This is a genomic window from Enterobacter sp. KB-280D8, assembly GCF_041399405.1.
GTDB lineage: Bacteria > Pseudomonadota > Gammaproteobacteria > Enterobacterales > Enterobacteriaceae > Enterobacter > Enterobacter cloacae_N.
Map to the genome: position 1 here is coordinate 151,470 of NZ_JBGKEC010000007.1, position 12,309 is coordinate 163,778.

Below are 12,309 nucleotides of genomic sequence, written 5' to 3' on the forward strand. Positions count from 1 at the left end.
AATTGAACGATTTATTGTAGGCCCGTGCAAGCGTAGCGCCGCCGGACAACACTCACAGCAGTTGGTCGTGCCAGAGGAACAGCTCAGGGTCGGTCTTCACGCCCAGCTTTTTCATTGCGGATTTCTTCTGGCCGCTAACCGTTTTGCGGCTCCGGCTGAACTTCTCAGAAATTTGCAGCACCGACATACCGGAAAGGAAAAGGCGTAACACCTCCAGTTCCCGGGCAGAAAGCTGGTCCAGACGGCCAATGCCGTCAATTACATGCTGTTCATCTTCAGCGTCACCGGATGCAGATGGCTCGGAGATAAGATAAAACTCCTTCTCCATGCTTTCGGAAAGGCAGATATGCCCAGCCGCCACGCGGCGCACGGCATCCACCACTTCCGAGGCGTCACGGCTTTTGCCGATATGCCCGCGCACGCCTGCCTTCAGCGCCATACGAACAATGGCGGTATTTTCCAGCGTCGATGAGATCAAAATTTTCAGCCAGGGAAAATTGCTCATTAACTGCTTAATCATCGGCAATCCGTCAATGTCTTCATCCCCGAGCAAATAGTCGAGGATAAGCACATCAATCCGGTTGGTACGTAAAAAGTTAATCAGATCAATGCGGCTGGCAAAGCTGCCTTTCAGTTCGAAATCCGGCTCCTGGCTGAAAATAATTTCCAGCCCTTTGCGGACAATCGGATGATCGTCGAGTAAGGCGATATAAATTTTCTTTCCTGAATACTGATTCATCTGCACTCTCTTTCTGTGCCTGCTGTGTGGGTCATTATAAAAATGGCTGATTACTGCTTTCTCAGCCACTGCAATAATGTTCCCGCACTGGCATAACTACGAAAAATAGCAGCGTAAGCGTCAAAGCGGTTGGTGGCTTCTGCAACCTGGTTACCGTAATAATCACTTTCTGCACTCAGCACATCCAGCAGGGTTCGTCTGCCAAGGTGGTACCATTGATCGAAGAAATCATGGCGAATGCGATCGGATTCAAAGGCTAAGTCATGGTACAACTCAGCGCGTTCCAGCATGCTGCGGGCGTCCTGATCCGCCGCGCGCACGCGGTTATCCAAATCGCGTAACTGTTTTTCTATAGTTTCTCTGCTGGCGTCCGCACGACGCGCGGCAGAGAGTGCAGCGGCTCGCTGAGAACCGCCGCGGAAAATCGGCCAGCTCACGTTCACACCCGTCTCCCAGGACTGTTCACGCCCCAGTTCGTCACGCCCGGTGCTTTTGCCCACGTTCCAGGTCACTGTCGGGTAAGAGGCCGAGCGCGCGACATCCGCATCCGCCAGCGCCGACGCGGTCTCCGCCTGAGCCTGGCGAATCGTCGGATGCGTGTCGATGGCCGAAAGCTGTGTCGTCAGTTCACCCGGTTTCAGGTTCCAGGTCGTCGCCGCAGGCAGGGGTACTTTTTTGTCCCCCAGCAGGCGGTTAAGGGTAATTTCAGTATCTCGCGCACGTGAGACGGCCGTGTCCAGCGACGATTGCGCCTGGAGCAGCCGCCCCCGGGCCTGCGTCAGCTCGCTGCGGCGCCCCTGATCAACCTTCACGATCCCGTCCAGCATCTCAACCAGCTCGTTCATCCGCGCCACATACTTTTGGCTCAGACTGATAATCTGGCGCTGCTTGCTCAGTTCGACGAGCGCGCTGCTGACCTGCCAGGCGATATCTTCCGCCTGGGCATCGACGTTATTTTTCGCCGCGTCATGCAGGGCTTCACGGCTTTTGATGGTGTTACTGGTGCGGCCAAAATCGAGCAGTGTGGTCGCCATATTCACGGTGACCGCCGGTCGGCTGTCGCTGTAGCGACGCTCACCACCACCAAACTGATAACTTTTGGAACGGGTGCCGACATCAATCTGCGGCCAGCGCTGACCTTTCGCTTCGTCAACATTCGCTTCTGCCGCTTCAGTATTATAATTCGCGCCACGCACTTCGGGGCTGATACTGAGCGCGGTATTCACCGCATCATTAAACAGGGCGCGAATTTCCCTTTCGCTGGGCGTGCGGGCCGTATTATCACGTTTCGGCGCGGCGGCCGCATGTGTCACCGGCGCCTGCTCCACTAACGGCGCAGCGGGTGCGGGCGGTGTCGAGGCCATCACCATGCGAGATTTTACCGCAGGGTCTACAGGCGCAAAGGCTAATAAGCCGTCACTATTTGCTGCACTTTTAGCCGATGCCAGGCAAGCCGCGGCCGTTAACAGCGCCGCCAGGCGGCGCTGCATAAAAATAGAGTTACTTTTCATATTAACGCTCGCGGAACGCTTCCTTCGCTTTGAAGATAGGTTTCAACAGGTAATCGAGAATGGTTTTTTCACCGGTGCGGATTTCAACCGTGGCAATCATGCCGGGAATGATAGGCAGAGATTTACCGCCCGCATTCAGCGTGCTGCTGTCAGTTAATACCATCACCCGGTAATAGGTGTCGTCAGGGCGGCCGGCGGCAGCTTTGGCGTCATCCTTCAGCGTATCCGGGCTGACCAGAGACACGTGCCCTTTCAGGCCACCGTAGATGCCGAAATCGTATGCGGTGATTTTCACCATTGCCGGTAATCCGGCATGCAGGAAGGCGACGTCAGACGGTTTGATTTTCCCTTCAACCAGCAGCTGGTCTTCCAGCGGCACGATTTCCATAATGTGTTCACCGGGCTGGATAACGCCGCCGATGGTGGTGACACGCACGTTTTTCACGGTGCCTTTTACCAGCGCGGAGATGGTTGTCCGGCTCACCACGTCGGCACGTCCTGTCAGGCTCTCTTCGGCCTGCACCAGATCCAGCTCCTGGCGAATCAGCTCGGCGTTGGCATCCGCCTGATAGCGGTTACGACGCTCGACAATTTGCGATTGCAGGTCATTCGCCTGACGACGCATACGCAGCAGCTCCACTTCTGAGAGCAGGCCGCGCGCGGCCAGCGGCTCGGACATGGCAATTTCGTTTTGCGCCAGGCGGTAGCTTTTCTCGAGCGAGGCCACCCCTTCTTCCAGCGCCTGTTTGCGGCTGTTGTAGGCGCGGGTTTCCAGGTCCACTTCGGAAGGGTACTGTTTCACCCGGTCGCTAAACGTCAGCGGCAGGCCGTAGGCCTCTGCACGCAGGCGGTTAACGGTCGCTTCCAGCGCCACCACTTTACGCAGCGTCTCCTGATAGCTGGACTGGGCGCGGGTCGGGTCTATTTTCAGCAGTACCTGCCCCGGCTCAACAATGTCGCCCTCACGGACGTTCAGCTCTTCGAGAATCCCGCCCTCCAGGCTCTGGATAATTTGCTCGCGGCTTTTCGAGACGATTTTCGCGTCGCCTTTGGTGATCTCTTCCACCTTGGCGAAATGCGCCCAGGTTAAAAACCCGACGAACACCACCAGAATCAGCCATAGCACCAGGCGCGACTTTGGCGTGGTCTGGGAGAATAGCGCTTCCTGGATATCGCTCATCCAGGCGGCATCACGCGCGGATAATGCCTTGCTGTTGTTACGTTTTAAGAATTTCATGCGCTGGCCTCCACGGGCTGTTTTCCTGTAGCGGCTTTTGCAGGGGTACTGTCGTTTGCGGGTGCGCCGTTAAGAGCGGCCAGCACCTGCTGTTTAGGACCATCGGCCACAATTTTGCCGTCATCAATAATGACCATGCGATCGACCAGCGCCAGAAGCGACGGGCGATGGGTAACCACCACCAGCGTGTGTCCGGCGGTCGCGACTTTCAGGTGTTGTAAGAAAAGGGCTTCCGTCTGGGAATCCATCGCGCTGGTCGGTTCATCCAGCAGCAAGAGATTCGGTTTCGCCAGCAGCGTACGCGCCAGTGATACCAGCTGACGCTGACCGCCGGACAAACTGTTGCCCTGCTCGCCAACAGGCATGTGGATACCGCGCGGGTGACGCGCCGCAATCTGATCCAGCCCCGTCAGACGCAGCACGTGCAGGAATTCATCAGAGGAGGCGTTCTGACGGCCAATCATAATGTTTTCACGCAGGGTGCCGTAAAAGAGGCGCGCTTCCTGGCCGACAAAGCCCACATTATTACGCCAGTCGGAGGGCTCAATCTGGTTCACATCCAGACCGCTGCTGAAGAGCTGCCCTTTCACCGGGGTGTAAAGGCGCGCGATGATGCGCAGCAGGGTCGATTTACCGCTGCCAATCTTGCCGACAATCGCCACGCGCTCGCCCGGCTTGATCGTCAGGTTGACGCCCTTGAGGATCTCCGGGTTTGGCTGCATCGGCGGCGCCGGATAGGAGAAGGTCACGCCTTTCAGCTCAATATCACCATTCAGCTCAGGCTGTTTGATGTAATCAATGTCGCTGCTGCGATCGGTCGGGTGTTCCATCAGTCTGTTCAGCGAGCCCAGCGCGGCTTTCGCTTGCTGATAACGCACGGCTAAACCAATCACCTGGCTTAATGGCGCGGTCACGCGACCCGCCAGCATTACGGTACCGATCAGCGCACCCTGGGTCAGGTTACCGGCATCGATCAGGTATACACCGGTGACAATCAGCATCACCGTCTGCAGCTGCTGCAGGAAACTCACCGAGTTCATCGCCAGCGTCGAATAATGTTTTGACGCCGCCGCGCTGGAAGATTGCATGGCGCTGAATTTCTGCCAGCGGCTCTGCATCCAGGATTCACCGCCGACCGATTTCAGGGTTTCCATGCCTTCAATGGATTCAATCAGTACGCCCTGCTTTAACGAGGCTTCCTGCAGGCTGGCTTTCATTACCTTCGCCAGCGGCCACTGGATAAGCAGGCTGACGATCAGGATCATCGGCAACATCAGCATCGGAATAAAGGCCAGCGTACCGCCGATGGCAAAAATAATGCCGATAAACAGCAGCACAAAAGGTAAGTCGGCAATGGCCGCCAGGGTGGCTGATGAGACGAAGTCACGCACGGATTCAAACTCGCGCAGCTGGTTGGCAAACGAGCCGGAAGAGGCCGGTTTATGCTCCATTTTGACCGCCAGCGACTGACGGAACAGAACGCTGCCGACAATCAAATCCGCTTTCTTGCCGGCGGTGTCGAGCAGATGCGCCCGCACGGTACGGGTAATGGCCTCAAAGACCATAGCCACCAGTACGCCAGCCGCCAGCGACCAGAGCGTCGTAAAGGCCTGGTTAGGGATAACGCGGTCATACACGTTCATGGTGAAGAATACCGTTGCCAGCGCGAGCACGTTGACCAGCACCGACGCCAGCGCCGCGCTGCGGTAGTAGCTTCGATAGCGCCACAGGGTACTGAACAGCCAGTGACCTTTTGGTTGCGGCGGCGCGATATCGCTGACCCGGCTGTCAATGCGCGCAGTTGGTTTCGCCGCAATGGCATAACCGACATACAGCTCGCTGAGCGCCTCATGGTTCAGCTCAACCGGCTCGTCGCCCACTTCCGGCATGATCAGGGAGTAGAACAGATCCCATTTATCGTCGGCATTTTTACGACGCTCGCGCGCAAGCAGCACCATGCCGCCCGCACCTTTGCGCAGCAGAATCATGGGGAAAACCTGCTCGGGCAGTTCCGCACTATTACGCTTGATGAGCCCCCCGGTGATACCGGCATTTTTAAGCGCATCAAGCGCTAAAGAGGGTGTGAGAGTTTGTTCAACAGGCAGACCAGCCAGCAAGACATCGTCGCTCTTACCCAGACCATAATGATCGGACAGCCAGGCAATGCTTCTGAGCAGAGTGTCGTCATTGAGTCGGGTATCACGGGCGATAGTGTGCAGCTGTTCCTCCTGGGTATTGGCCATTGAGGATTCCATAATTCGCGTGTTCCTGGTTGTTAAAAGACAGTTAAATCAAAAAGATAAAATGACTTTTTGAGATGAATTAGGAATATTCTGTCACGCGGAATGGTCTTGCCTTAATGAGACCTGTCTCAATGGAACTGGTTATTTTTTGTCACGAATCAGGTTTTAGAGAGGAAACAGGGGGAAAAGATGGTGCCCTCCCGTTACGGGAAGGCAGGGTTTAGCGATTATTTCTGCGCAGGAGCAGTCACGTTCTGATCGCCGCTTACGCGTACCACAACGCGGCGGTTAGGCGACAGACAGGAGATCAACGCGCTCTTGTTCGAGGCGTCACAGTCATTGACTACAGGCTCATTGCTGCCCACGCTGGTCGCCGTCATCAGGCGAGCCGGAAGACCGTTTTCAGCCAGCATGGTGCGGACAGTCTGCGCGCGCTTCAGGCCAAGCGCATAGTTGCTACGATCGCTGCCGATGGCGTCCGTGTGGCCGATCACCTGGATCTGTTTCAGTTCAACGTTTTCACGTTTGATCGTCGCCACCAGATCTTTTACTGCCTGGCGACCCTGAGCGGAAACGCCTTTCTCATTTCCCTTACCAAAGCGGAACATCACATCGCCCGAGAGGGTGTAATCTTTGTACTGTGGCGCAAGGTTCTTACAGGCCTCTACGCTTGAGGCACGGGACAGCACGTGTGTCTGCTCACGCAGACCAGCGAGATCCTTTTCCGCCTGCTCGCGCGTACGGGCTTCCGGCACCGCATTCATGGTTGAGCTGACGCGCACGAAATAGGTCTGGCCGCCGCTCATCTCGACGTTGTAGCCCTGCTCTTTGCCGCGATACTGCGGTGCATCATTCTGGTACGCGCCCAGATTATGCTTGCCCGGCGCCAGACAGAAAACGGTATAGCCGCCCGGCAGCAGTGCGTCGTGGAATTCGTTATCGACATAAATATGCGCCGCGCCACCTGCGGTGTTGCTGGCATCACGGTAGTAAACCACCTGCGTCTGCGTCTGGCCGACGGGAGCGACAGGCTGATAGGTCTTACCAAAATTCTCCGCCGCCAGCGCCGGGTGGATAACAAATGCGGAGGTAGTAAACAGCGCCGCGAATAAAGAGGTCTTGAAAAAAGTCATAAATCCTCCACAGGCCCCCTCCCGGGGGCCTGGAAAAGTTTTAGTTAGTGATTATTCACGTTGACGGTGACGCCGTTCTGCACCAGCAGTTCAACATCAAGGTTTTCCACCTGGTAAACCTGATATTCCACGCCGGAAACTTTAACGTTGCCTGCATTGGTCCAGTTACCCGGATCGCTGTTGTCTGGCAGCAGATCGCTCAGGTTCACAACATCACCTTTGTTACCCTGAACCATCATCTGTTTATTGCCATCGGCGATAAACAGATCTTTCTCCGCGTGGGTCAGCACGTCGTTCAGACTGATATTCAGCTTGTCCTGCTTGCTGTTGGTCAGATCAATGGTCTTGTGCTGGAGGTTATCCAGATTGATCTCGTGACCGTTCAGCGTGCTGACGGCATGGGTGTTGTCGTCATGCTGCTCTTCCGTGCTCATCATCATGCTTCTGGAGGCAGTGCGGGTGGTGTTAACCGTCCAGCGAACATCATCAATCATGTACTGATCGGTGTTGATGGTATTACCACCGCCCGACAGACCACTGCTGGCCCCACGCCCCATATGGAAGACAATATTGCCAATCTCGCGTCCCGCTGGTGCGGTGGCGGAGAAGGTCGCTTCCCCAGAAGGCAGATACCCGGATGAAATCACCTTGCCTGCAGTATCGTAGACAATGAAGGTGGATTTCACGACACTCGATTGAATTGAGTCGTTTGCACCGGAAAGCTTCATGCTTACCGCATTCACACCATCAAAATGCATGGTGATATCGCCGGTCAGTGCCAGTTTACGGCTATTCCCTACACCCCACTGATAAATTGAACCACCGTAACCCGGATAATAGTTATCGCTTAACGTAAATTTCAGACCACTCGCCAGTGTAACCAGCCCCTTCCCATAGCTCTGTGGGGTCAGCGCATTAAAGTCCTCAAAGCCACTTGTTTTCGGTGAGATTACCGTCAGGCTACGGGAAACACCCGCACTCCTGTTACCCGCCTGATCAATCGAGAAGACGCTAAAGGTATGGTTACCCAGAGGCAGTGCAGACGGTGTAAAGCTCCAGCTACCCGTCGCCGAGGCGGTGGTCGAGTAGGTGCCACCATTCACGGCGATATAGACCGTACTGCCTGCCTCCGCCGTACCGTTCAACGTTGGCGTGCTGTCATCCGTTTTACCCAGGTTGGCAACATTGCCGGTTTCATTCCCGACGTTATCCATCACGCTGGTAATGGTCGGTGCTGCGTTAACCGTATCAACCACTACATAGTGCTGGTTACCCAGAGCACTCTTGTTGCCCGCCAGGTCAGTCTGATTAGCACGGAAATACCAGGTTCCATCCTGCAATGCCTTCGGAATTTCCAGGCTCCAGGTACCGTCCGCTTTGGCGGTGGTGGTGTAAACGAGGTTTGTACCGCTCGTCCACCCCTGACTACCCAGCGCCAGCACGATTTCGATCTTCGCGCCCGCTTCCGCACCGTTACCGGTGATGGTCGGACGGTTGTCGTTAGTACGATCTCCGTCAACCAGGTTACCGACTTTACCGCCCGCCACGTTATCAGTAATAACCGTTACGTTCGGCGCGGCAGCCACGGTATCGACAACAACATAGTGCTGGTTCCCCAGAGCGCTCTTGTTGCCCGCCAGGTCAGTCTGATTAGCACGGAAGTACCAGGTGCCATCCTGCAATGCCTTCGGAATTTCAAGGCTCCAGGTACCATCGGCTTTGGCCGTGGTGGTGTAGACGAGGTTTGTACCGCTCGTCCATCCCTGGTTACCCAGCGCCAGCACGATCTCAATCTTCGCACCCGCTTCGGCACCATTACCGGTAATGGTCGGACGGTTATCGTTAGTACGATCTCCGTCAACCAGGTTACCGACTTTACCGCCGGTCACGTTATCAGAGATAACCGTTACGTTCGGTGCGGCCACCACGGTATCCACGGTAATCGCGAAGTTGGTGGAGTTCTCCGAACGGTTCCCGGCTTTATCAACAGAGTAAGCCTGGAAGTTATACGTCTGGTTATAGTTGGTGGTCAGCGGGAAAGACCATTGTCCATTCGCACCCGCCGTGGTTGAACCATGCACCCCACCGTTTGCCGGGTTGATGATATACACCACGCTGCCCGCTTCCGCCGTGCCGCGTAAATCCAGCGTTCTGTCGTTGGTTACGCCACCGTTACCCACCAGACCGTTATACACACCGCCCTGAACGTCATCCCAGGAGCCGGTAATGACAGGTGCGTTATTGACCGTATCAACTGTAATCGAGAACTTCGCAGAGTCCACTGAACGGTTGCCCGCCGGATCGACAGAGTACGCATGGAAGTCGTACTGCTGGTTGTAGTTAGTCGTGACAGGGAATGCCCAGTTACCTTTCGCATCCGCCGTCACGGAACCCGCAACAGTGCCATAGTTATCGATCACAATGTAAACAACACTATTTGCTTCCGCCGTGCCGCGTAAATCCAGCGTTCTGTCGTTGGTTACACCGCCATTACCCACCAGACCGTTATATACACCGCCCTGGACATCATCCCAGGAGCCGGTAATAACCGGCGCGTTTGGCGCTTCGGTATCAATGGTCAGGCTCCACGCAGCCGTTGGTGCGCTCTTCACGCCGGTCGGGCTCTGGAATACCGCCGTCAGAGACAGCTCAGTGCCGTTGTTCTGCTGTGGCAGCGTGTAGTTCCAGGTATTTGCTGGCCCTACGGTGACGGAGTCAAGCAGTCGGGTACCGTCGTAGATAAACACCACATCACCTGCCACACCTTTACCGTACAGGGTTGGGGTGGTGTCATCGGTCACGGCCGGGTTCGCCAGATCGTCCTGAACCAGACCCACGTCATCCGCGACGCGATCCAGAGAACCTGTCGGCACTCGCGTATCCAGCGTCAGTTCGAACGGTGCGGTTTGTGCACTCTCACCTGCGCCTGCGTCTTCGCTGGCGGTGATCTTATAGGTTGCATCCGCTGTCAGCGCCGGGCTGAGCGTGTACTGCCATGCACCGGTTACGGCGTCAGCGCGCACGCTGTCGATGTATTTGCCATCAACGTACACTTTCACCAGGGCACCCGCCGTCGCACGGCCCACCACTGTTGGGGTCGTGTCGTCAGTGTGGCTACCGCTGCCCAGATTACCGACGAAGTCGCCCTGATCGTCCACAACGTGGCTGATGGAAACACCGTTACGGCTGGTATCCACGATAAAGTGGATAGGGTCAGAAGCCGGACCCACGTTACCTGCTTTGTCTTCGATAGAGACTTTCCAGGTATAGTCGCCATCCGCCAGCGCTGGTGCCGGGGTGTAGCTCCAGTTACCTTTCTCGTCTACCGGTACGCGCACGGTAGTACCGTTACCCAGATCGATAATCGCGGTACCGTTCGCCTCACCCTTACCACGGTAGGTTGGGGTGTTGTCATCGGTGGTGCCGTCATTGGCGATGAGACCCGGCGTGCCGAAGTCGTCCCACAGCTCAATGTCCGTAGGTGCCAGCGGATCAACGGAATCGACAATAATCACCCACTCGCCGGTTTCCGGACCGCGGTTACCGGTTCTGTCTTCGGCCACAGCACGGAAGCGGTGCTCGCCCTGCGGCAGATCAGAATCAAAGTCAATGGTCCAGCGGCCACCCGTTACCGCGGCACTGCCGATCGGATCCGGGTTAGTGCCATCGTACAGATAGACCGTGGTGCCATCCTGTGCGGTACCGGTAATGGTCGGGCGTGCGTCGTTCGTGATGCCGCCGTTTTGTACCGTACCCACGTGCGCGTCAACGTCGTCGATCACGTCAGTAATGGCCGGAGCCGTCGGAATACCGCCCGCCAGCAGGTCAAACGAGAACGCATCAGACGGCTCGGAACGCAGCCCCGCTTTGTCCTGCGCCACAACGGTGACATCGTAATGGCCGTTGGCCATGCCCAGTGCTGGCGTCCAGGTCCAGATCCCGGTTGAGGCGTCAGCGGTCACAGAGTCAACGGTTTTCCCGTTCACAATGATAAACACCAGGCTGCCCTTCTCGGCTGTACCGGTAAAGTCCGGGGTGCTGTCGTCCGTAATACCACCGTTAGCGATATTGCCGGTATGCTGACCTGCGTCATCATAAACGGTATCGATCGTCGGTTTTGCCGGCGGCTGCGTGTCGACGATAAAGTCGATCGGATCGGACGGCTCGCTGGCGTTGCCCGCAGGATCGGTGATCACGACTACCGCTTCATGTTCGCCTTCCGGCAGCGGTTTCTCCGGGGTCACTTCCCATTTACCGTCGTCACCGACAATCGCGGTCCCCACGACTTCGTCATCAACAATCAGTTCAACGGTATCGCCAGGCACGGCGCCTTCGCCGCTGAATACCGGCTGCGAATCATCCGTGGTGTCACCGTTGTGAATAGGGCCGACATCCGGACCCTGGTCGTCCTCGACGTCGCCAATAATCGGTTTGTTTGGTGCTTCAGTATCAATCACCAGCTTCCACGGTGCGGTCGGTGCGCTTTCCACACCGGTCGGGCCACGGAAGACCACGCTGACGTCCAGCGCAGTGCCGTTCGTCTGCTCAGGCAGGGTGTATTCCCAGCTGCCGTCAGGGCGAACAGTGACTGAATCAATGATGTCGCTGCCGTTGCGCACGAACACGATATCCCCCGGACGGCCGGTACCGTGCAGGGTTGGGGTGGTGTCATCGGTCACGCCCGGGTTGGCCACATCACCCTTATAACGGCCTTCGTTGTCTTCAATACGATCGAAGGTGCCGGTCGGCACAACGGTATCTACCGTCAACAGGAACGGACGCGTCGGCGCAGGGATTTCGCCTGGGCCGCTATACTCGCCCGCGGTGATTTCGTAGGTTTTACCCGATTCCAGCGCCGGGTTGATCTCAATCGCCCACTCGCCGGTGACCGGATCAGCGGTCATCGAGCCAACAGGTTCGCCATCAACGTACAGGGTCACCAGGGAGCCCGGCGTCGCCGTCCCCACGATAACCGGGTTAACATCATCCGTGCTGCTGCCGCTTGCCAGCGGGTTGGTCAGCGTACCGGTGTTATCTTCAGCGTGGCTGATGGAGACCGCATTACCTACCGTATCGATGGTGAAGCTGATTGGCGGGGTAGACGGACCGCGGTTGCCCTGATTGTCTTCCAGAGCGACTGACCAGGTATAAGACCCGTCCGCCAGCGCAGGCGCAGGGGTCCAGCTCCAGATACCTTCTGAACTGACCGGTACGCGAACGCTCTGACCGCCACCGAGGTCGATCACCGCCGTCATGCCCGCCTCACCCTTACCGCTAAAGGTTGGGGTGTTATCTTCGCTCGGATCGCCGTTGTGAATTTCACGCGGGAACTGGTAGTCGTTCCACAGTAAAACGTCTGTCGGCAGCGGTGGCAATGTCGCCATTGCGGCGATATTTTCGGTATTGTTGTTAGAAGTAATGGTCTTTTTCATACAATTTTCCAAAT

General features: G+C 56.6%; 6 protein-coding genes. All 6 read right to left on the reverse strand.

Going from position 1 to position 12,309, the window contains the following annotated elements; all coding sequences use genetic code 11:
- Positions 1 to 52 precede the first annotated feature (52 nt).
- The gene (locus AB8818_RS18060) at positions 53 to 739 is read right to left on the reverse strand and encodes a response regulator transcription factor (RefSeq protein WP_116342818.1); all 687 of its coding nucleotides are present in this window, start codon (positions 737 to 739) and stop codon (positions 53 to 55) included.
- A gap of 50 nt (positions 740 to 789) precedes the next feature.
- Positions 790 to 2,250 carry a TolC family protein gene (locus AB8818_RS18065; RefSeq protein ID WP_192983778.1) on the reverse strand — a complete coding sequence of 487 codons (1,461 nt, stop codon included), beginning with the start codon at positions 2,248 to 2,250 and terminating at the stop codon, positions 790 to 792.
- A 1-nt stretch (position 2,251) separates the two neighbouring features.
- Entirely contained in the window at positions 2,252 to 3,487 is a 1,236-nt protein-coding gene (locus AB8818_RS18070) for an HlyD family type I secretion periplasmic adaptor subunit (protein WP_116342823.1), read from the reverse strand.
- Entirely contained in the window at positions 3,484 to 5,742 is a 2,259-nt protein-coding gene (locus AB8818_RS18075) for a type I secretion system permease/ATPase (RefSeq protein WP_162874987.1), read from the reverse strand. The genes AB8818_RS18070 and AB8818_RS18075 overlap by 4 nt, the downstream gene beginning before the upstream one ends.
- A 215-nt stretch (positions 5,743 to 5,957) precedes the next feature.
- The gene (locus AB8818_RS18080; protein WP_096928588.1) at positions 5,958 to 6,863 is read right to left on the reverse strand and encodes an OmpA family protein; all 906 of its coding nucleotides are present in this window, start codon (positions 6,861 to 6,863) and stop codon (positions 5,958 to 5,960) included.
- 44 nt (positions 6,864 to 6,907) lie between these two features.
- On the reverse strand, positions 6,908 to 12,295 hold the full coding sequence (locus AB8818_RS18085; protein WP_166712585.1) for an Ig-like domain-containing protein: 5,388 nt from the start codon (positions 12,293 to 12,295) through the stop codon (positions 6,908 to 6,910).
- Positions 12,296 to 12,309 lie beyond the last annotated feature (14 nt).

What these genes read in the sequence shown, in the direction of transcription:
- AB8818_RS18075 (WP_162874987.1), bottom strand. Translation starts at nt 5,742, where the DNA reads ATGGAATCCTCAATGGCCAATACCCAGGAGGAACAGCTGCACACTATC.
- AB8818_RS18070 (WP_116342823.1), bottom strand. Translation starts at nt 3,487, where the DNA reads ATGAAATTCTTAAAACGTAACAACAGCAAGGCATTATCCGCGCGTGAT.
- AB8818_RS18080 (WP_096928588.1), bottom strand. Translation starts at nt 6,863, where the DNA reads ATGACTTTTTTCAAGACCTCTTTATTCGCGGCGCTGTTTACTACCTCC.
- AB8818_RS18065 (WP_192983778.1), bottom strand. Translation starts at nt 2,250, where the DNA reads ATGAAAAGTAACTCTATTTTTATGCAGCGCCGCCTGGCGGCGCTGTTA.
- AB8818_RS18085 (WP_166712585.1), bottom strand. Translation starts at nt 12,295, where the DNA reads ATGAAAAAGACCATTACTTCTAACAACAATACCGAAAATATCGCCGCA.
- AB8818_RS18060 (WP_116342818.1), bottom strand. Translation starts at nt 739, where the DNA reads ATGAATCAGTATTCAGGAAAGAAAATTTATATCGCCTTACTCGACGAT.